The sequence below is a fragment of the Pseudomonas sp. SA233 genome, assembly GCF_054792385.1.
The window spans coordinates 3,311,704-3,332,950 of record NZ_CP096449.1; the positions used below are offsets into that span (position 1 = coordinate 3,311,704).

Genomic DNA, 21,247 nt, shown 5'->3' on the forward strand with positions numbered 1-21,247 from the left:
CCCGTCCGTGGCAGGAAATCACACCAATGAGCAACGTCACTTCAACCATCCAGAATGACTTGGCTTCATTCATACACCCCAACACCAACCTGGCGCAGCACCAGGAAATCGGCCCCCTCGTGATCGCCGGCGGCGACGGCGTGCGGGTCTTCGATGAGCAAGGCAACGCCTACATCGAGGCGATGTCGGGCCTGTGGAGCGTTGCCTTGGGCTTCAGTGAAAAGCGCCTGGTCGACGCCGCCGTCGAGCAGTTCAGGCAACTGCCCTACTACCACAGCTTCAGCCACAAGACCAACGCCCCGGCGGCGGCGCTCGCCGCCAAGCTGGCCGAGCTGGCGCCGGGCGACCTGAACCATGTTTTCTTCACCAATTCAGGCTCCGAAGCCAACGACTCGGTGGTGAAGATGCTCTGGTACGTGAACAACGCGCTGGGCAAACCGCACAAGAAGAAATTCATCTCTCGCCAGCAGGCCTATCACGGCGCCACCATCGCTGCCGGGAGCCTGACCGGCATCCCCTCGATTCATCGCGACTTCGACCTGCCGGCCATCCCGGTTCACCATCTGACGTGCCCGAACTTCTACCGGTTCGCCCGGCCAGGGGAAACGCAGGAAGCCTTTTCGGCCCGCCTGGCGAACGAACTGGAGCGCTACATCCTCGCCGAAGGGCCGGAAAGCATTGCCGCCTTCGTCGGCGAACCGGTGATCGCAGCGGGCGGCGTGATCCCTCCTCCCACTGGCTACTGGGCGGCGATCCAGACAGTGTGCAGGCGCTACGACATTCTTGTGGTGATCGACGAGATCGTCACCGGTTTTGGCAGGCTGGGCACGATGTTCGGGGCTCAGCTGTACGACATCCAGCCCGACATCATGGTGCTCTCCAAGCAGCTCACCTCTTCCTACCAGCCGCTGGCGGCCGTGGTGGTGTCCGATGCCATCAACGATGTACTGGTGAGCCAGAGCCAGCGCCTGGGGGCATTCGCCCATGGCCTGACCTGCACGGGCCACCCCGTCGCCACCGCGGTTGCGCTGGAAAACATCCGCATCATCGAAGAGCGCGACCTGGTTGGCCATGTCCAGCGCCTGGCCCCCATGTTCCAGCGCCACCTGCGCACGTTCGAAGACCACCCGCTGGTCGGCAACGTCCGAGGCGTCGGGCTGATGGGCGGGATCGAACTGGTTGCGAACAAGGCCACCGGCCAACCGTTCGCCCAGCCAGGTGCACTGGGTGGCTACGTGTTCACACAGGCCCACAAGCATGGGCTGATCATTCGCGCCCTCTACGACACGATCGCGTTCTGCCCGCCGTTGATTACCACGCAGGGCGACATCGAAGCGATCTTCAGCGCCTTCGAGCGCACGTTGGCTGATGCAACGGACTGGGCCCGATCGCAGAACCTGCGGTGAGCAAAGGCTCTCCCGTGGGGCATCACATAAAACAACATCAAGAGGCTTTGAACGTGCGCGAACAAAATGATGAAAGTTTCGAGTTTGATGTGTCCGTGGTCGGGCTCGGTGCGATGGGAACGCTCATGGCACACGCGTTGCTCAAGCAAGGCAAACGCGTGGCGATCTGGAATCGATCACCCGGCAAGGCTGCGTCGCTCGTCGCCGCTGGCGCTCACCTGTGCGACAGCGTTGAAACCGCGCTGGTTGCAAGCCCGGCCACGATCTTCGTGCTCCTGGACAACCACGCGACCCACGAGGTGCTCGGGATGCCAGGTGTGATGCATGCACTGGCCAACCGTACGATCGTCGATTACACCACCAACGCCCAGGACGAGGGACCGGCGCTTCAGGGCCTCGTCAATCGGGCGGGCGGCCATTACGTCAAAGGGATGATCGTGGCCTACCCGCGCAACGTCGGCCATCGCGAAAGCCACAGTATTCATACCGGCGATCGTGAGGCCTTCGAGCAGCACCGGTCGCTGCTTGAAGGGCTCGCCGGCCATACGGTGTTCCTTCCCTGGGGCGAAGCATTGGCCTTCGCGAGCGTGCTCCACGCCCATGCGTTTGCCGCGATGGTTGCGTTCTTCGAGGCCGTGGGTGCGAGCGAACGGTTTGGCCTGTCGGTTTCGAAGACAGCCAGGCTCCTGCTCGACACGTCACGCTTTTTCGTCGCCGACGCACTCGAGGAAGCGGCACGCCGGCTCGAAGCGCAGGATTTCGCAGGCGACCAGGCGAGGCTCGATGTACATGTAGATGCCTTCGCGCACATTGCCCAATCCCTGCATGCACAAGGGGCCTGGACGCCAGTGTTCGACGCGGTATGCCAAGTCGCGCAGCGCGCGGCATCAATGGGCTATGGCAACCAGGACATTGCAGCCATCACCCTGTCATTCGCCCACGACAAAGCGCCCGGGCACTAACCGCGTGATACTGGCCTTTCGGATCGAACCTGAAGACAACAACAATAAAAATCGCTGGAGGATCATATGCGCCGATTTGGTTTTCTACTGGCCGTGTTGACGCTGGCCGTTTTCCTGAGTGCCCTGCTTGCCCCCAGGCCTTCTCTCGTCAACCGAGCGGCGGCGCAGCGCATGGGGCATCCGATCACCAGCATCGGCGAGATTTTCAGGGGGTATTAACGAGGTTTCACCTGGCCGCTGGCACGCATCCGCCAGCGGCCGCAGGTAATCAATGATCGACCGCACCGCTGGCACCAAGGCCGGTCTGGCCCCTTACGAACTGGTCGGCGAACGCCGCCCTTTCTGCCTTGGCTCGCGCAGTCCGGTCTAGCCGGGAAACGCCATACGCCACCGCAAACGCCAGCGGCATGGAGAACAGCGCAGGCTGGGTATAAGGGAACAGCGGCTCGGGAAAGTGCAACACATCCACCCACACGAGCTTGGAAAACACCACGAAGCCCATGGCGCTGACCAACCCCACGTAGCCACCGGCCAACGCGCCGCGCGTGGTCAACCCCGACCAGAACATCGACAGGAACAGCACCGGGAAGTTGGCCGAAGCGGCGATGCCAAAGGCCAGCGCGACCATGAAGGCCACGTTGATGTTTTCGAACACGATGCCCAGGGCTATCGCCACCAGGCCAAGGCCCAGGGTCGCCAGCTTGGTCACCCGCAGCTCCTGGGCCTCGCTGGCCGCGCCTTTCATGATCACCCGCGCATACAGGTCATGGGCGATGGCGGACGCCCCGGCCAGGGCCAGGCCTGACACCACGGCCAGGATGGTGGCGAAGGTCACGGCAGACAAAAAGCCCAGCAGCAGGTTGCCGCCTACAGCCTGGGCCAGGTGCATGACCACCATGTTGCCCCCGCCCACCAGCTTGCCACCCACCTGCCCGCCTTCGAAGAACTGCGGCTGCTGGCTGACGATCACGATCGACGCCAGGCCCAGCAGGAAAATGACATTGAAGAAGTAGCCGATGAACCCGGTGGCATAGAGCACCGACTTGCGTGCCTCCCGGGCATCGCTGACGGTGAAGAAGCGCATCAGGATATGCGGCAGCCCGGCGGTGCCGAACACCAGCCCCAGGCTCAGCGACAGCGCTGTCAATGGGTCAGCCAGCAGGCTGCCGGGCGCCAGCAGGCGCTCGCCCAGGGCATGGGTGTGCATGGCCTTGCTGACCAGGGTGTCATAGCTAAAGTCGAATTCGCGCATCGCCAGGAACAGCACCACGGAGCCGCCCACCAGCAGCAGGAATGCCTTGATGATCTGCACCCAGGTGGTCGCCACCATGCCGCCGAAGGTCACATACAGCATCATCAGCGCACCGACGATCACCAAGGCGATGTGATAGTCCAGGCCGAACAGCAGCCTGATCAACTGCCCGGCCCCGACCATCTGCGCCACCAGGTAGAAACACACCACGGTCAGCGAACCGATGGCGGCCATGGTGCGCACCTTGCCCTGGTCGAGGCGGTACGAAGTGATGTCAGCGAAGGTGAAGCGGCCCAGGTTGCGCAGCCGCTCGGTCATCAACAGCAGCAACACCGGCCAGCCCGCGAAGAAGGCAATGAGGTAGATGTAGCCGTCCATGCCGGAGGTGTAGATGAGCGCGGTGATCCCCAACAGCGTCGAGGCGGACATGTAGTCACCGGCCAGCGCCAGGCCATTCTGCCAGCCCAGGATGCCGCCACCGGCACTGTAGAAGTCCGCCGTCGAGCGGGTGCGCCGCGCTGCCCACCAGGTGATGCACAGGGTGAACAGCACGAACACCATGAACATGCCTATCGCATGCAGGTTGAGCGGCTGACGCTGGCCCGCGCCGAGCGCAGGCGAAGCCAACAGCAGGCCGGAGTGCAGCAACAAAGCCAGAGGCAGTAGTTTCTTCATGCGCCCCACTCCTCTTCCAGCCCGGCGACCAGCGTCTGCGTCAGGCGATCGAATTCGCCATTGGCCCGGTACACATAGAACGCCGACAGCGCACAGAAGAACACGAACAGGAAAGCGCCGGCCGCGACGCCGAAGGTCATGTTCGACCCCTCGACCAGGCGCCTGGCGATCAGCTCGGGCCAGAACGATACCAATGCGATGTAGCCATAGAACAAGGCCAGGATCAGCACGAACAGGCTCAGGGTAAAACGGTTTCTGCGCGTCACCAGTTGCTGGAACCGGGCACTGGCGCGAACGCGCGCGTATAACAGGCTGGACATGGGACACCTCGCTCAATGTACTTGTTGTTATGGGGTGTGCAGCTGTTGCAGCTCGATCAATGCTCGGCGTCGGCGGTCTGCGCCTCCTGTTGCCGGGCCCACTCGCGCAGGACGAACTTCTGGATCTTGCCGGTGGCGGTCTTGGGCAGTTCCGTGAGCGACACATGCCGCGGCGCCTTGAAGTGCGCCAGGCGTTCACGGCACCAGCGGATCAGGTCGGCCTCCGTAACCGTGGCCAGCGCATCAGCGCGCAAGGTGACGAACGCATGGGGTGTCTCACCCCAGCGCGAGTCCGGGCGCGCCACCACCGCCGCCTCAACCACCTCTGAGTGCTGGTAGAGCACTTCCTCGATTTCCAGCGAACTGATGTTCTCGCCACCGGAGATGATGATGTCCTTGGCCCGGTCCTTGATTTCCACGTAACCGTCCGGGTGCAGCACGGCCAGGTCGCCCGTGTGCAGCCAGCCATTGGCCAATGCGGCCCGGGTGGCCTCTGGGTTGTGCAGGTAGCCTTTCATCACGGTGTTGCCGCGCACCACCAGCTCGCCAAGGGTAAGGCCATCGGCTGGAACCGGGCGGCCGGTATCGGTATCCAGCACCGTGGCCTCCTCGAGCATCGGGTGGGCGACACCCTGGCGGCTCATGAACTGCGCCCGGGCCTCAAGCGGCAACTCGTCGACCCCCGGCTGCCACAGGCACAATGTGCTGGGGCCATAGCTTTCGGTCATGCCATAGGCATGGGTGATGTTGAAGCCACGCGCCTCCATCGCCGCAATAACCGCACTGGGCGGGGCAGCACCGCCAGTGATCACCGATACCGGCACCGGAGGGGCACTGGCATGCTCGGCGTGGATCAGCATCGACATCACCACCGGGGCGGCGCTCAGGTGAGTCACGGCATGCTCGGCGATGGCGGCGTTGATCGCATCAGGCTGGACCTTGCGCAGACACACGTGGGTGCCACCGGACAACGTCACCGCCCAGGTATGGCTCCAGCCGTTGCAGTGGAACATCGGCAAGGTCCACAGGTAGACGCTGCGCGGCCCCAACTGGAAGATCAGCGCCCCAGCGCAGGCGTTTAGGTAGGCGCCGCGGTGATGCAACACCACGCCCTTGGGGTCCCCCGTGGTGCCGGAGGTGTAGTTGATGGCGATCGACTGCCATTCGTTCTGTGGCGCACTCAAGGGTCGCGCGGGGTCGCCCTGGGCCAGGAACGCTTCGTAGTCCAGGTCGTGGGCCAGGTCGGCGCGCTCGGCCTGATCATCGTCGATGCCCACCAGCAAGGGCGGCGCATCGAGCATGGCCAGCGCCTGACTGGCCACGGCACCGAACTCGCGGTCGCAGATCAATACCTTGGCCGCGCAGTGCCGCAAGATGAAGGCGATGCTGCGTGCCTCGAGCCGAATGTTGATGCATACCAGCACCGCCCCGGCACCGGGCACGCCATAGTGGGCTTCGAGCATTTCAGGGATGTTCGGGGCCAGTATCGCCACCCGTTCGCCCGGTTGCACACCGACCCGCTCCAGGGCACTGGCCAGAGCACGGCTGCGCTCGTGCAACTGAAGATAGTTGTAACGCCGCCTACCATAGACCACCGCATCTCGCTGCGGATATACCTGTGCGGCCCGCTTGAGAAACGACAGCGGCGACAGCGGCACATGGTTGGCTTCGTTGGGGGCAAGCTCGTGATCGAGGGTTGGAACCATCATGGCAGACACCTCATCGACACTTTGCTCAGGTTTTGCACGCACATACCTACCTCCTGTTCTTGTTATTATTGCGCCAGGGCGCGTTACAGGCTGCTGCACAGATGGCCGCCATCGACCACGATCTCGGCGCCGCTCATCGCCCGCCCAGCATCGCTGGCGAGCAGCAGCAAGGCGCCGTCCAGGTCCGACGGCACGCTGAAGCGTCGGCTGGGGATACGCGAACGCAACTTGTCACCGGCCTCGCTGGCCAGGAAGGCTTCGTTCAAATCAGTCATCACGTAGCCGGGCGCCAGGGCGTTCACCCGGATGCCATGGCGCGCCAACTCCAGCGCCATGGCGCGGGTCAGGTGGGCCAGGCCGGCCTTGGCCGCCAGGTAAGGGCCTACGGCACCGGCCACACGGCAGGCGAGGATCGAGGTGACATTAATCAGGCTGCCCCCCTTCCCCGCCGCCACCATGCGCCGGGCGCTTTCCTGGGCCACGGCCCAGGCGCCCTTGAGGTTGGTGTCGAGCACGTGGTCCCAGGTTTGATCATCGCAGGCCAGCAAAGGCTGGCTGTCGCTCACCCCCGCATTGTTGACCAGGACATCCAGCGGGCCGGCGGCATCGAGCACCCGGCAGATGTCCTCACGGCTGGTCACATCGAGGGCAAAGGCCTGCGCCCGCCCTCCAGCCACCTCGATGGCCTCCACCAACGCCCGCAGCGGCGCCTGGCGCCTGGCGGTCACCACCACCTCGGCGCCTGCAGCGGCCAGGGTCATGGCGAAGTGACGGCCCAGGCCGCTGGAGGCCCCGGTCACCAGGGCGCGGCGCCCGTCAAGGGCGAACAGTCGGACAAGGTTCGGCTGCATCAGTGGGCCCCCAGGCGCTGGTCGAGCAGCTTCTTCGCCAGGCTCATGCGGTGCACTTCGCTCGGACCGTCATAGATGCGGAACGGGCGAATGTCGCGGAAGATCCGCTCCACCACGGTGTCCCCGGTCACCCCGCGGCCACCCAATACCTGGACGCAACGATCGACCACCCGCCACAGCGCCTCGGCGCTGATCACCTTGGCCATGCTCGAATCGACATTGGCACGCCGGCCCTGGTCGAGCACCCAGGCGCAGTGCCAGACCGCCAAGCGCACCACGTGCAGGTCCATCATGTTGTCGGCGAGCATGAAGCCCACGCCCTGGTGCTCGCCCAGCGGCTTGCCGAAGGCGTCACGGGTGCGCGCATAGTCGCAGGCGATGTCGTGGGCGCGGCGCGCGGCACCGAGCCAGCGCATGCAATGAGTCAAGCGTGCGGGCGCCAGGCGCACCTGGGCATAACGGAAGCCCTTGCCGATCTCGCCGAGGACATCGCTCGCCGGGATACGCAGGTTGTCGAAACGCAGCTGCCCGTGACCACCGGTAAAACAGCCGTCCAGCGAGTCCAGCTGACGTTCATGGATGATGCCGTCGCGCTTCATGTCGGTCAGGAACATGGTCGCGGTGCCATCCTCCATGCGCGCCATGATAATGCCGAAGTCCGCGCCTTCGGCCCCGGTGATCAGCCACTTGCGGCCATTGATCAGATAGTCGTCGCCATCGCGGGTGGCAGTGGTACGCAGCATCGACGGATCCGAACCGGAGCCCGGAGCAGGCTCGGTCATGGCGAAGCACGAACGGGCATGGCCCTGGACCAGCGGGCGCAACCAGCGGTCCTTCTGCGCCTCGGTGGCGACCACGTCCATCAGGTGGATATTGCCTTCGTCCGGCGCATGGATATTCAGCGCTACCGGGCCCAGCGGCGAGTAACCGGCCTCTTCGAAAACGATCGCCTTGGCCACATGGCTCAGCTCCAGGCCGCCCATTTCGCGGCTGGCGTGAGGCGTCAGCAAGCCGGCGGCGCGGGCGCGGGCCACCAGGTCCTGGCGCAGGGCGTCGCTGGGGCCATGGCTGTCCTGGCGGGGGTCGTTCTCGAACGGGATGACCTGTTCGGCAATGAAGTCTCGGGTCTTGGCCTGCAAGGCGAGCAGTTCGTCCGGGAGAGTGAAGTTCATGGCTGTCCTTGTGTGTTCTTGTCTATCGGAGGAATGGGGTGGTCGATGCAGTTTCAGGGCAAGGCCTTGGGGTTGCTGATCGCCAATCGGGCAACGGTGATCTGGCGCAATGTCTCGACCAGGGTGCGCCGGGTTTGCGGGGCGTCATGGCTGCCCTGGCGAATGGCGCGAGCCAGTTGGCGGCGCAGGTCGGGCAATGTCGACGGCGCGTCATCGACCAAGGCGACCAGACGCGCCTGCTCCTGATCCTCGGCCTGAGCACCCAGGCGGCTTTCGCGGGCCGCAATGGCCATGGCGTTGGCGATCATCAAGGCCGGGTAACGCAACTCGCCGGGCAGCGCTGGCAACAGCTGCTCCAGAAGCGTCGCGCGGGCGATCTCGAGCAATTGGTGGGCGTTGGGTTGGGTCATGGCGCTTCGGCTCCAGTCATGTGCAGGATGTCGAGTTCGAGCTCCGGCAACAGCCGGGCTGTCAGTGCCAACTCGAGCGACGGTTCTTCACCGGACAGATGGCGCTGCCCTTGCTGCAAGGCAATGACTGCCCAGCGCAGGGTGGCCATGACCTGCCAGTAGTGCAGCTGACTGCGTTCGATGCACAGCGAAGACACCTCGTGATAACCACGCAGAAAATCCTCCAGCTGGCCAATGCCGCCGGCTTCGAGGTCTGGACGGGTAAAACGCCAGCAGCGGGCGGTGAACCAGCCGAGGTCCTCGCAAGGATCTCCCCAGCTGGTGAACTCCCAGTCGAGCACGGCCTCCAGCCCTTCTTCGCTGGCCAGGTAGTTGCCGGTGCGGTAGTCACGGTGCAACAAGCACAGGGTGCTGCTGCGCGGCGCATGCAGCTCGCACCAGCGCAGGCCCCATTCCAGCACCGGATAGGCATCGGCGAGGGTGTCGAGGTAGCGGCGGTAGGCGTCGATGGTCGCCAGGGCCGGCGAGCTGTCCGGAACGGACAGGAAGCCCAGCGTGGCGCACGGCGGGCGGACCTGATGCAGACGCGCCAGGTTGGCGCCAAGCTGCGCCGCCAGTTGCGCCCGGCCCTGAGGACCGGCGCCGGTGCTGAGCGCGCGGCCGGTAGCGCTACCCGGCACATACTCCATCACGAAGAACACCCGCCCATGCACGCGCACATCGCGGCACAGCCAGAGCGGGCGTGGCACTTTCACGCCGGCCTGGTAAACCACCTGCAGCACGGCGAACTCCTGTTCACGGTCAAGGCTGGCGGGTAGCGCTGAAAGCGCATCGCTGCGCAGTACCCAACGCCGGACACCAGCCCACGGGCCGCCTTCGATCAGCAGGTCCAGCAGCCAGTTTTCCTGGATGGCACCGCCGCTCAGGCGCTTGCGCGCCTGGATGACCACCCGCGTTGCCGAGGCCTGCTCTCGGATGAACTCGGCCAGGCGGTGATCGTCAGTCATGGCCGCGAACGTATCGCTGGCCGGGGAAATCGTTGGTGAACTGCTCATGGGTCTGTAGGCCCTGCCTTTGGTTTCTGGGTTGGCACAAGCCCAAGAGCAAGGCCTGGGCCAACTCTTCAAAAGTCAGCCACAGGCCGCATACAGCCTGGGTTCTGACGCCTCACCGCCGAGCGAAAGTCAGGCTGCTCGTTGCATATTTGCAAGGTATTGATTCAATATCGAAACATTTCAAATATGAATAGGCCCCGTGATGGATGCTCTTGCCTCCCAGGTCGTCGTGTTGATCAGCCACTTGCAGCGCCCCCAACAACGGAGCCGGCTCGCCCATGTGGTGGCCGGGCTCACGACGGACTACCCCGATACCCGTATCGAAGTCCTCGACACCTCGGTGGCTGAAGCACTGCAGACCGCCCAAGAATTGGAGCAGGCAGGTAAGGTCGATGTGTTCGTCTGCGCCGGGGCGACCGCCGCCTACCTGCGCAAACACCTGACACGCCCGGTACTGGCGATGCGCGTGGGCAGCGGCGATCTGCTACGGGCATTGGGGCAGGCCCGCGAACGCTCCTCCCAAGTGGCCGTGCTCAGCTACAACCACATCAACCACGACCTGCAAGCCATGGCCGCGCTCTTCACCGTCCAGGTTCACCAGGCCGCCTACACCTCCCTGGAAGAGGCCCGCCAGGCCGTCGAACAGGCGGCCCAGCTAGGCTGTCGCAGCATCATCGGCTCGTCGACGGTGGTGGGGCTGGCGGAGCAGGCAGGGCTGCATGGCGTGCTGTCGCTGAGCGAAGAAACCGCGCGCAAAGCGCTGGAGGAAGCCCTGGGCATTCTCGACACTCAGCGCGTCGAGATCGCCAAACGGCGGCATCTGAATGCCGTGCTGCGGCATATCCCCGCCGGCGTTGCAGCGGTCGACAACCAAGGCGTGGTGCAGTCGCTCAACCCGGCCCTTGCGCAGCTGCTGGACCTGCCGGTTAGCGCAGCGTTGGGCCGGCCGCTGCAGCAGCTGTGCCCGGAACTGGACATGCAGCAGGCGCTGCAGGAAGGCACGGGTGAAGAAAACCGTGTGATGCGGCTCGGCTCGCACGTCGTGGTGAGCAATTTACTGCCTATCCTGGAGAACGGCGAACGTACCGGCCTGGTCCTGACCTGCCAGGACATCACTGTTGTGCAACGTGCCGACCAGCGCATCCGATCCACCCGCCGCCCCGGTGCGTTCACTGCCCGTTACCGGCTCGACCAGCTCAACGGCAACAGCAAGGCCAACCGCGAGATGCTGCAGTTGGCCAAGCGTTTTGCCACCAGCCATTCGACCATCCTGATTACCGGTGAAAGCGGCACCGGCAAGGAACTGCTCGCCCAGGGAATCCATAACGAAAGCCCACGCCGGCAGGGCCCCTTTGTCGCCATCAATTGCGCGGCGTTTCCCGAGTCGTTGTTGGAAAGTGAATTGTTCGGCTACGAGGAAGGCGCCTTCAGCGGCTCGCGCAAAGGTGGCAAGCCAGGCCTGTTCGAAGCGGCACACCGCGGCACGCTGTTCCTCGACGAGATCGGCGACATGCCGGTTTCGCTGCAAACACGCCTTCTGCGCGTGCTGCAAGAGCGCGAAGTCCTGCGCCTGGGCAGCACCGAACCGATTGCCATCGACGTGCGCATCATTGCCGCCACCCACCAGGACCTGCGCAGCGCCATGGACGATGGCGATTTCCGTACCGACCTGTATTTCCGGCTCAACATCCTGCGTCTGCAGACCACCCCGCTGCGAGAGCGCCCTGAGGACATTGCCCTGATCTGCCGGGTCATTAGCCAGCGCCTGCTTGTTCAGGGGCAACCACCGGGAGCTGCAGACATCCCCGCCGCGCTGCTGCCGTACCTTGAACGCTATGCCTGGCCGGGCAATGTCCGGGAACTGGAGAATGTGATCGAGCGCGCGATGCTCTCGGCACGCGAACTGCTTGAGGAACACCGCTTGAAAGAGCAGTACCTGGCACGCGTGCTACCTGAACTGTGCGAAGGCCCTCCCCGTTCACCCGCCCGGAAAAAGTCGCCAGGCGAAACGGACCTGCACACCATCGGCAAGATCGCGCAACTGCGCCATGTAAAGGAAACGCTGGAAAGCTGCCACGGCAACCTCGACGAAGCCGCCCGCCGTCTCGGCATCAGCCGCACAACCTTGTGGCGGCGCTTGCGATCTGCCAATTGAATGAAAGCCCCAATCCCATGTTCAACCCATGACGTCTGGTTGGACAGTCTCAAGGCCCGATACCGTCTAATCATCCGCCAACTGACTGGCTCGACGTACATCGCCGGGTTGCTAGCGATTTTGTTGTGGGGGCGCTCAACCTGTTTAGTTACCTGAGATACTCATTCTGCGAGCGCTTGCCCTCTATCAGATCCGGCGACTATGCGCGGTGTACTGTATCGTCCGGCATTCTTGCTCAGTCGCCTGAGGACCATGCTGATGCAGTCGGAGCAGTCGGAGTAGGACAGTATGGCGTCCGGAGGTGCGTTTTCGCGATGTGCATATTCAGCCGGTCTGGACGCGACTGACCGCTTTCGACCCAAAGCTGCCTGTGGAGAGCGGCAGCAATCGGCCAACTACGGACATTCAGCTGAACAGTTGAATCGCCCCTGGTTTCGTAGACACCTCCAAGCCTCATAATGAGGCCCAAATAGGAGGTGCCATGAGTCGTCAGCGTTACCCCGAAGAATTCAAGATCGAAGCGGTCAAGCAAGTGACCGAAAAAGGCAACCCTGTCGCCGAGGTCGCCCAGCGCCTGGGCATGTCCGTGCACAGCCTTTACGCCTGGATCAAGGTCTACAGCAAGCCCCAAGAGCAGCGTCAGCAAGACAATGATCAGCAGGCTGAACTGCGCAAGCTGCGCGCTGAACTCAAGCGGGTGACAGAAGAGCGAGACATATTAAAGAAGGCCGCCGCGTACTTTGCCAAGGAGTGCGGCTGAAGTACGCCTTCATCAACAAGCACTCGACGGATTACCCAGTGCGTCGCCTTTGCCAAACCCTCAAGGTGCATCCCAGCGGCTACTACGCTTGGCTGGCCGAGCCTCAATCTGCCCGAGCCAAAGAAGATCAGCGCCTGCTTGGCTTGATCAAGCAGGCCTGGTTAGAAAGCGGCGGCGTGTATGGCTATCGCAAGATTCACGATGACCTGCGAGAGCTAGGAGAGATCTGTGGGCGAAATCGAGTCGGTCGCTTGATGCAGGCAGAGGGGCTGCGTTCGCAAACGGGCTATCGCCGTCGTACTGGGTTTTATGGCGGAAAACCAAAAGCGGCATCGCCCAACCATCTGGCCAGGCAGTTCAAGGTCAGTGAGCCGAATAAGGTCTGGGTGACCGATATCACCTACATCCGCACCTACGAAGGGTGGCTGTATCTGGCGGTAGTGCTGGATCTGTTCTCTCGCCAAGTCATTGGTTGGTCAATGAAGCCCAGGATGAGCAGCGACCTAGCCATCGACGCCATGCTGATGGCCGTGTGGCGACGCAAGCCACAGCAGCAAGTGATGATTCACTCAGACCAAGGCAGTCAGTTCAGTAGTTCAGATTGGCAAAGCTTCCTGAAAGCCAACAATGTGATCAGCAGCATGAGCCGAAGGGGAAACTGCCACGACAATGCCGTAGCCGAGAGCTTTTTCCAGCTTTTGAAGCGGGAGCGAATCCGACGAAAGATCTACGCAACGCGTGACGAAGCCCGAAGTGATATTTTCGATTACATCGAGATGTTCTATAACCCCAAGCGTCGACACAGCAGTGCTATGCAGCTGTCGCCAGTAGAGTATGAGAAACGCTATTTTCTGAGCTTGGAGAGTGTCTAGGAAACCAGGGGCGATTCAGTCGGTAGTATCCGCCCGGTGATTTCTGGGAACAAACTCCCAGAGCGCAAGGATTGCAGTGTCACGCTCTACGGTAAGAACTAGTTTTTTTAAATGCTCTCCAGATGCAAGTCGATTCCTCGTCAGTTGTCTCTTAGCTCGAACAGTCACTCCATTTGCGAGCGCCGCACTCAGCTCGTCAAATTCTGCGTCATATAGCGCCTGTCTGTGGCCATTTCTTGGCCCTGGAGAGAGCAGATGAAACACTAACCGGAGAAGGGTACTCTTCCCGACACCATTGTCTCCATATAGAATTGCAGCGTTAGAGAATAGACCACTAGCGGGGAGATCATAATTATAAAGCCCAAACAAACCTTTTACCGATATGGACGCAATCAAAGGCGAGGCCTGCATGACTGGCTTGCTAAGACTATCAAATACTTGTTCTAAACTCACATCAATCTCCATTCTGACATGACTGCATAAACCGGAACTGAGCTCTAATTTGATTATTAACCTTTTGCTGGTCCTCCTCCCTCATTCTCCTTGGGAGTACCCTGGGAGTTCAAAATGTGGTCGATGCGGTTGGGCTGCCCTCGCTCTGGTAGCATAGGTACGAATCCACTACTCGGAGTAGATACGTCATCGGCTCTCCCAACAGCCCCGCTATCATCGCGTGGAGGGCCGCATCATAACCAACTGATTTAGATTGTTGGTCCTGCAGTTCCTCGGCTACCTGACTGGGCGAAGGGTGCTTCAACGATGAGTACGAGATTACCTCATCCTGACCAAGTCGCATCAGAGGGTTAAAAGGCCAAAGACCACCTCCCTAATGTTACAAGATGATGGCCTTGTGCGATTACTGGTTTAATATACAGCCCCGCCCCCCCTTTCCCTTTGAAGTCTCGACCTAGACCGTAGCTCTGCGTCTCCTCGTGACCTACGCAATGAAAAACTTGATAAAACGCAATGTGCCTACGTTAATCTAGGGAACCATATTCGCAGGTACCTACTCCGAACGAGAAACTGAAAACAAGAAGAGCGCACTCAGCATGAGGTCCCCAGCCTTAACGTACCCAATCGCCGAAAGGCGCATCGGCTTCGATGTACCGCACTGCTGTCTGCACATCGCGCCACCCGACATAATCCATCAGATCCTTGCTGCTCCACTGATTTGCGCTCGCCCAGGTGGCAAACCCTCGTCGCAACGAGTGCGCTGAGTAACCTACCGAGTGGACACCGCTTCGCAGAAGTACCTGCCGTAGTAAACGCGAGAGGCTGTTGGCATTAAGCGCCTTCTTCCCGATATGCCCCCAGCGGTCGATGGAACGAAATAGCGCCCCCTCGCTGAGCCTACTCTCTTCCAACCACACCTCATATGCCGCTACGGGGCACAAGCGCTTGAGGGCCGGCACCTTGACCACGCGGCCGCGGTTACTGCGGTCGGTTTTGCTGCTTGGCAAGAACAGCTCCAACCCTTTCGCTTGGCGCAGTTGAATGTGTTCGATCCGCAGCCGGCACAACTCATCACTTCGAAACGCCCGCCAGAAGCCGAGCAAGATCAATGCCTGGTCACGTGCAGCGCGCAACCTCACCGCGAGCACCGGTTCATCGAGTTCCATCGCCAGTTGGGCGATGCAGGTCTCTAACTCCTTCAGCGCAAAGGCTTCGGCCTGCTGCACCGGCTGTGGGTTTAGGGCCTGGATACCGCGCAGTGTGTCGCGGACGCGTGGTGATTTGGTGGGATCAACAAAGCCCTGCTGCTGATGCCAGCGGGCCAAGGCCGCCAAATGCACGCGCAGCGTGCTGGTCGTGAGTTGGTCGCCGTAGTGTGTGAGATAGCGCACGACAGTTTCGCTGGAAGACGGTAGTAGCCCGCCCCACTCAGCCTCGAAGTGCTCAATGGCCTTGGCATAGCGCCTGTCTGTACTGGCTCGACGCGCGGCGCGTATGTAGCGTTCAGACGAAGTGTCCACTCCTCCTCCAGTTGTACCCCTTGACGGTAGATAAAGCGCAGAAGACGCTATCACGTTCGAGAATCTGGGCTTCTCACACCTCAGTATTCTGCCCGCTGAGCGCTCAGGACGGCTGGCTGTACACCTGTAATTTCGTACCGCTCAAACAGTACGAAATAATCGGCCGTAACACCGCGAGGGCAGCTGTACCACGCCATCGGCGGCGGCCTTCACCGAACCGGGATCGACGCTCGGGTCGCTCCGGTTTACGCGCATGCGGCACAGCGCCAGGAGCGAATCCATTTCTCAGTGTAGTCAAACGTCGCGGCAGTCCCCGCACAATGCCGCCCGCCACACCTGAACCCGCGCGACCGATGGCCAATTGCACACGCCGCCGACCTCTACGCTTAAAGAAACGCTGGCAAACGAGGCAGCCCCATGAAAATCCTGGAACGCGTGGAACAGCAGGCCGTGACCGATGTGCGCTGCGATATCTGTGATGCGTCCACCCGGCTGACGAACGGCAACCTGCAGTACGGGACGCTGGAGGCGCAGTGGGGTTATGGGACGGCGCACGACGGCGAGCGCTATGAAGTGCACCTGTGCGAGCGCTGCTTCTTTACCACCCTCGCCTTCCTCAAACAGGAGCGACGGACCGCGCACCTGTTTGACAGCGCCCCCAACTCCAGCGAAGCGGATCTGGGCCTGGTCAGCCGCAACGATTGGTTCCACGACGGTGGCTAACAGGTGCAACCAGGACTCGCCAGACCACTCGCTGGTGGGTGGGTAAAACCGGCCAGCTCCGCTGAGTTGATCCAGGCCCTAGCGAAGGAGGCCAACTGTCGATGGATGTGCTCACAGACGCCGCCACTGCCTTGCGGCAGGCGCGCCATGTCGTGGTGCTCAGCGGCGCGGGGATCTCGGCCGAAAGCGGGATTCCGACGTTTCGCGATCAGCTGACGGGGCTGTGGGCGCGCCAGGATCCGCAGCGCCTGGAAACGGCGAAGGCGTTTCGCGAGAACCCGGCGCTGGTGTGGGGCTGGTACCTGTGGCGACGCCAACAGATGCTGCAGGCCCAGCCGAACGCGGCGCACCGCGCCATCGCCCGGCTGGCCGGCAGCGGACGCCACCTCACGGTGATTACCCAGAACATCGACGACCTGCATGAGCGCGCTGGCAGCCAGGACGTCGTACACCTGCATGGCAGCCTGATCACGCCCAAGTGTTTTGCCTGTCACCGCCCCGCCGAGTTCGCTGCCGCTGAGCAGCCCATCTCCGAGGAAGGCGAGCTGGTCGAACCGCCGCGCTGTAGCCACTGCAATGGCCGGCTGCGACCGGGCGTGGTGTGGTTCGGCGAAGATCTGCCGGCGGGAACCTGGAAAGCCGCCGCGCAAGCGGCGCGTGAGTGCGACGTGCTGCTGTCGATTGGCACCTCCGGCGTGGTCATGCCAGCCGCCAGCCTGCCCGACCTCGTCCTCGCGGCAGGCGGCGTGGTCATCCACATCAATCCGATCGACGTCAGCATGGACAAGCCCAAAGAACTGATGCTGATTGGCAATGCTGGACAAGTCTTGCCCACCCTGCTCGAACGGGTACTCGCTAATTAGGGAACAGCATTCAGAGAGCGTCTTCTCAAGGCGCCACCCAGACAACACGCGACCGTGAATAAAGCAGCGCATCTGGTTTGCACCATACTGTGTAGGAACCACCCTATCGGATCAACGCCATGGCCCGTAGCGGAATCAACAAAGCGCTGGTGCAATCTGCGCGCGACGCACTGCTTGCGCGGGGTGAAGCGCCGAGCATTGACGCGGTGCGGGTCGAACTGGGCGACACGGGTTCGAAAACCACGATCAGCCGCTACCTGCGTGAACTGGCGAGCGAAGAGCCGCGACCGCCTGCGGTCACCTTGAACGAAGAGGTCCAGACCTATATAGGCGGTTTAGTACAGCGCCTGGCGGCAGATGCACAAGCAGCGGTCAGCGCCGACCGCGCTCGTCTTGAACGGCAACGACAGGTTTACGAACAGCAACGGCAGGTCGATAGCGCCCGCCATGATGAGTTGAAAAGGAACCATCAATTGCTTCTGGAGGAACGTGTGGAAGCACGCGAGCAAGAGCGCAGCCTTGCCAAGCGCATCGAACAGCTGGAGGGTGACCGGCAGCGACTGCTCGCCACTGAATCCCATCTCCAGCAAGCCGTCCGCGATCGCGACGAACAGCTTCGGTCGCTGGAGGAAAAGTACCAACAGGCGCGCGAGTCGTTGGTGCACTTCCGGGAGCAGAGCCGTCAGCAGCGAGAGGCTGACATCCAGCGCCATGAAGCACAGGTACAGCAGCTCCAGCATGAGCAGCGGCGTCTGCAGGAGCAACTGATGAGCAAACAGGAAGAGTTGACCCACCTGTACCGTGATCTGGAGCGTCAAAACGCTGAACACCAAGCCCATCGCCTCGCCTTGCAGGCCGAACAGAAACAGGTGAAGCAGCTTCACGCGAGTCACGAACAGCTGAATACAGTTATCAGCCAACTGCAACAGCGGGAGCAGTTGCTGCAGCTTGAAGCGACCAGCTTACGGGAACGCGCACACCGGTATTTGCTCGATCGTCGCCAGGACCGTCGCAGTCTTCGCGACCTCACGCAACAACTGCACCAGGTCCATCAGCTATTGGCCCGCCTGCCCAGCGCAACAGCTTCCATCCGCCAAGCCTCAGGCCCCGATAACGTCACTCCCTGAATGAACAAAGGTCGGCGGCTCCACCACCGACGAGGCTGCTTGCTTATCGCAAAAAACAGCAATCTATGCATACTGGTCGCCGAATTCGCAGCAAACACCGTTTAAGTGGATAGGGTGATCCATCCATTGCGAGCGTTTGCGGTACCACTTTTGCCGCAAGGAATGGGGCAATCCACATCCTGCAGGCCCCATAGTCTGGGGAGGTCCAATATCCAACTCGTGCTGAAGCTGCTGACGGAAGTTCCAAATCAGTAGCGCGAGATGTTGATCCTCGCCATGTAGCCACTGCCTCCGCAGCAGAAATTCAAACAGCGTTTCATTTGCGAACTTTTCCGCGGCACAAGATTGCATAATGACTTTCGGTGCATGCCCACCGGAGATCATTCGAAAGAGAAAGTCCTGAAACTCCGTGCGAACGAAACTCATAGGTCGCTGCATACTGCACAGGCGAACCATGGCGGCTAAGTTATCCTTCAGCCACAATCGGTGATGGAAAAATCGGGTATCTTGCGTTTGATGCAAAACCAAGTGAACACCTAAACAAGGCCAATCTACACGATCACGCAACAGCCGCGTCAACTTGCCGCTGCAACCATCTAGCGCTATCCCGCCCACTCGAATGCTATCTGCCAGCTCATCCCACTCCATCGTCCATTCGGGGTGTGAGATGGCTGACCAAAACGGATTTTCAAACAGCGTGTGCAGATGTGGGAAATCGCCAAATAACTTGGTTTGGTTATTGTCCTGTGGTTTCGCACCAGCCCGCATACCTTCCCATAGCGACACGCTATCAGGGTGAGGGTGAGAATGATGCCAGCAGTTTGCCATGCTGTATGGCGTGTGGGGGCAGCCCATCGATTGTGCCGTGGCGTGAAACAATACCTTGCTACGAAACACTGAGCCAATTGATCCAACGTTCAGGATGGCCACGCTGTACACCTCGAGTACGTTCGGTACGCGATCTCCTTTGCGCGACTTTGAAAACCTCCAATATCCGGCTGAAACGCCTTAGCTAGAGCCTTGCGCGGAAAACGGAAAGAGGCCCTTCTGCAACACTTTTGGCCATTAGAAATCACCATCGTTACATCCTACAATGGAGTCATCGAGAACAACACTCTCAAGTGTTGACACCGCTGACCAATAGCTAATAGGAGACCATTTACTATCTCTATCGAATAGGAAATAGCAATGGATTGAATATATCCCTAGCTATCTAGCAGCCCGGATTCGGCCCCGATGTATTACTTCGAGCTGGTGTCAAATGGTGAAATGTGCCAGGCAAAATTGCCTCGCCGTCCTCCCCCAGCGATAGGCTTTGAACAACATCAAGGCTCATGCCACTGGCCGACGACTTATGCTAGAAACCAATAACAAAAATCTCCGCGGAATTTATAAACGAAACGATGAAATTGGCTTTTCTACAAAAACGTAATTTTGTTCGAGGTGAACTCAAGGTGATCCAAGCGTTCAGGATCACCTTGATTTAAGCCTCAATACGCGCGCCCACCAAAGTTACTGCAGAGTCTACTGCTGATTCATGCTGTTCCATTACAGGCCACAAAGTCAGAGAGTGCTCTTGCCAGACGCATTTCAAATGATAGAGAAAACCATTAACTCAGCGAAACTTTTCAGGAGCAAGAACATGCTTACTGTACCGCCGAGCCTAGCCATCAACCTAAGCATTATCGAAGCTGTAGCCCCGAGTAGAGGCCGCCACGGCAGGCGCGTCACACAGTTCCCTTCGCGAAAAAACGGGCGTGTCATGGGCTGTGATTCATTACTCGAAGCTGACTTCTGCCTCCTCCTGGAACGAAATCCGAATATCAGGAGTTACACCACACAACCCTGCACCGTAGAACTGCTGGCACCACACACTCGCTACACCCCAGATTTTGAGGTCGTGTATCAAAGCGGCAAAGTGGCTTACTACGAAATCAAACATGATAATAAATACAACAGTCCGCGCAACGTAGCTCGCCGCCATCTGTACGAACCGCTCTTTGCTGAGTGCGGCTCTTTCCTGAAGACAATCAGACAATCCGAAATACAACAAGCCGGCGCCGACTGTGATTTGAAAAAACTCTATTGGTACTCATTCGGTGCCGTAGCCGCTCAAGCCACGCTCTTAGCCAAGTCTCTTCCCACTACGGCTAGGGACCCCCAAACAATTGGCCAGTTGCTCAGCCAAGGATATCGAATGCAAGAGATTGCTTACGGACTGTTTTACCGCATGCTTTTTAGAGTGGACACTGGGCCATTGCATTTGGGCTCGAAAATCATCAGTCACTGACTGCTTGTATTTAATCTAAGCTAAATAGGAGGCACTTGTATGAGACAGTCTCTCCGTTATCCCTTTACCCCAAGCCAAGGGAAACATATTTACCCAGGGCACGCAAAACAACGTCGCCAGAGTCCACCATTGAAAGTGGAGATGACTTCATCAGTGCCTATGCCCAACTATTTCTCACCGCACGAGCATCGTGTACTGGTGGATGAGATAGACATGGTGCAACACACCATCAGAGTTTTTCCAGCGGTCTCAAACCTCCGAGTAGCTTTGCCCGCATTCTTTTCACACCTCAGAAGCTACAAGGACAAGTATTCAGGGCCCCTGAGCCATGGGTCGCCCGACAGCCTTCTTTTATCGCTGAAACTCATTGATCCTCTCGCCCGTCGCGGTATCACGTCGTGGTTAATAGTTGATCGGTTAAGCCGGATAATTGTGGATGCCGGGCTTATCAAGAACAACTCACCCTCATGGACTGCATGGGCGCGACTTGGCGCGGGATTGGAGTACACCCCTGATAACGGCGCGGATTACAGCGCTAAAGTGCTGGCGGATAGCTTGGCGTTGATCGGGGTTCAGATCAATTTCGTCACACCCCGCGTGCATGACCGGAAATCCGACGTCGAGCGTTTCTTCCAGAGTCTGAAGACTCACCGCAATTTCTCAGCGTGACAC

19 protein-coding genes are annotated in these 21,247 nt (G+C 60.5%); 10 read left to right on the plus strand and 9 right to left on the minus strand.

Annotated elements, in window-relative coordinates; translation table 11 throughout:
- Positions 1 to 26 precede the first annotated feature (26 nt).
- The 3 genes from M1D87_RS15330 (at position 27) to M1D87_RS15340 (ending at position 2,587) form a co-directional block, all read left to right on the plus strand.
- Positions 27 to 1,406: an aspartate aminotransferase family protein gene (locus M1D87_RS15330; RefSeq protein WP_015270454.1), complete on the plus strand. Its 1,380-nt coding sequence runs from the start codon at positions 27 to 29 to the stop codon at positions 1,404 to 1,406.
- 53 nt (positions 1,407 to 1,459) lie between these two features.
- Positions 1,460 to 2,368 carry an NAD(P)-dependent oxidoreductase gene (locus M1D87_RS15335; protein ID WP_015270455.1) on the plus strand — a complete coding sequence of 303 codons (909 nt, stop codon included), beginning with the start codon at positions 1,460 to 1,462 and terminating at the stop codon, positions 2,366 to 2,368.
- A 66-nt stretch (positions 2,369 to 2,434) separates the two neighbouring features.
- Positions 2,435 to 2,587 carry a hypothetical protein gene (locus M1D87_RS15340; protein ID WP_043935652.1) on the plus strand — a complete coding sequence of 51 codons (153 nt, stop codon included), beginning with the start codon at positions 2,435 to 2,437 and terminating at the stop codon, positions 2,585 to 2,587.
- Positions 2,588 to 2,636: 49 nt separating this feature from the next.
- Here M1D87_RS15340 and M1D87_RS15345 read toward each other — a convergent pair whose 3' ends face one another.
- From M1D87_RS15345 to M1D87_RS15375, 7 genes are all read right to left on the minus strand, one after another.
- On the minus strand, positions 2,637 to 4,295 hold the full coding sequence (locus M1D87_RS15345; protein WP_015270456.1) for a cation acetate symporter: 1,659 nt from the start codon (positions 4,293 to 4,295) through the stop codon (positions 2,637 to 2,639).
- Entirely contained in the window at positions 4,292 to 4,615 is a 324-nt protein-coding gene (locus M1D87_RS15350) for a DUF485 domain-containing protein (protein ID WP_015270457.1), read from the minus strand. Before M1D87_RS15350 ends, M1D87_RS15345 begins: the two co-directional genes overlap by 4 nt.
- 56 nt (positions 4,616 to 4,671) lie before the next feature.
- Positions 4,672 to 6,324, minus strand: coding sequence for an acyl-CoA synthetase (locus M1D87_RS15355; protein WP_043936168.1), 1,653 nt, complete (start codon positions 6,322 to 6,324; stop codon positions 4,672 to 4,674).
- 83 nt (positions 6,325 to 6,407) lie between these two features.
- Positions 6,408 to 7,175 (minus strand): SDR family NAD(P)-dependent oxidoreductase, encoded by a 768-nt coding sequence (locus M1D87_RS15360; RefSeq protein WP_015270459.1) that lies wholly within the window; start codon positions 7,173 to 7,175, stop codon positions 6,408 to 6,410.
- Positions 7,175 to 8,347, minus strand: coding sequence for an acyl-CoA dehydrogenase family protein (locus tag M1D87_RS15365; protein ID WP_015270460.1), 1,173 nt, complete (start codon positions 8,345 to 8,347; stop codon positions 7,175 to 7,177). Before M1D87_RS15365 ends, M1D87_RS15360 begins: the two co-directional genes overlap by 1 nt.
- 53 nt (positions 8,348 to 8,400) lie before the next feature.
- Positions 8,401 to 8,757 carry a 4-hydroxypentanoyl-CoA kinase subunit LvaB gene (lvaB, locus tag M1D87_RS15370; protein WP_015270461.1) on the minus strand — a complete coding sequence of 119 codons (357 nt, stop codon included), beginning with the start codon at positions 8,755 to 8,757 and terminating at the stop codon, positions 8,401 to 8,403.
- Entirely contained in the window at positions 8,754 to 9,812 is a 1,059-nt protein-coding gene (locus M1D87_RS15375) for a phosphotransferase family protein (RefSeq protein ID WP_015270462.1), read from the minus strand. Before M1D87_RS15375 ends, lvaB begins: the two co-directional genes overlap by 4 nt.
- A gap of 202 nt (positions 9,813 to 10,014) precedes the next feature.
- Between M1D87_RS15375 and prpR the strand changes: the two genes are divergently transcribed.
- Both prpR and M1D87_RS15385 read left to right on the plus strand, forming a co-directional pair.
- Positions 10,015 to 11,967, plus strand: coding sequence for a propionate catabolism operon regulatory protein PrpR (gene prpR / locus M1D87_RS15380; protein ID WP_090342431.1), 1,953 nt, complete (start codon positions 10,015 to 10,017; stop codon positions 11,965 to 11,967).
- A 481-nt stretch (positions 11,968 to 12,448) separates the two neighbouring features.
- A protein-coding gene (locus tag M1D87_RS15385) for an IS3 family transposase (RefSeq protein ID WP_421091582.1) occupies positions 12,449 to 13,599 on the plus strand; the annotation gives its coding sequence in 2 pieces (ribosomal slippage) (positions 12,449 to 12,686 and positions 12,686 to 13,599; 1,152 coding nt in all).
- Between the two features lie 1,064 nt (positions 13,600 to 14,663).
- On the opposite strand, the gene M1D87_RS15390 is transcribed toward M1D87_RS15385, so the two are convergent.
- Entirely contained in the window at positions 14,664 to 15,572 is a 909-nt protein-coding gene (locus M1D87_RS15390; RefSeq protein ID WP_421091581.1) for a site-specific integrase, read from the minus strand.
- 417 nt (positions 15,573 to 15,989) lie between these two features.
- Between M1D87_RS15390 and M1D87_RS15395 the strand changes: the two genes are divergently transcribed.
- From M1D87_RS15395 to M1D87_RS15405, 3 genes are all read left to right on the plus strand, one after another.
- Positions 15,990 to 16,295 carry a hypothetical protein gene (locus M1D87_RS15395; protein WP_421091580.1) on the plus strand — a complete coding sequence of 102 codons (306 nt, stop codon included), beginning with the start codon at positions 15,990 to 15,992 and terminating at the stop codon, positions 16,293 to 16,295.
- A gap of 101 nt (positions 16,296 to 16,396) precedes the next feature.
- Entirely contained in the window at positions 16,397 to 17,158 is a 762-nt protein-coding gene (locus M1D87_RS15400) for an SIR2 family NAD-dependent protein deacylase (RefSeq protein WP_421091579.1), read from the plus strand.
- A 119-nt stretch (positions 17,159 to 17,277) separates the two neighbouring features.
- A complete protein-coding gene (locus M1D87_RS15405) occupies positions 17,278 to 18,285 on the plus strand; it encodes a DNA-binding protein (RefSeq protein WP_421091578.1) in 1,008 nt (335 codons plus the stop codon).
- 63 nt (positions 18,286 to 18,348) lie between these two features.
- On the opposite strand, the gene M1D87_RS15410 is transcribed toward M1D87_RS15405, so the two are convergent.
- On the minus strand, positions 18,349 to 19,215 hold the full coding sequence (locus M1D87_RS15410) for a hypothetical protein (RefSeq protein ID WP_421091577.1): 867 nt from the start codon (positions 19,213 to 19,215) through the stop codon (positions 18,349 to 18,351).
- A gap of 712 nt (positions 19,216 to 19,927) precedes the next feature.
- Here M1D87_RS15410 and M1D87_RS15415 point away from each other — a divergent pair.
- Complete coding sequence (locus M1D87_RS15415) at positions 19,928 to 20,575, plus strand: hypothetical protein (RefSeq protein ID WP_421091576.1); 648 nt, start codon at positions 19,928 to 19,930, stop codon at positions 20,573 to 20,575.
- Between the two features lie 39 nt (positions 20,576 to 20,614).
- Positions 20,615 to 21,244: a hypothetical protein gene (locus tag M1D87_RS15420; RefSeq protein WP_421091575.1), complete on the plus strand. Its 630-nt coding sequence runs from the start codon at positions 20,615 to 20,617 to the stop codon at positions 21,242 to 21,244.
- Positions 21,245 to 21,247 lie beyond the last annotated feature (3 nt).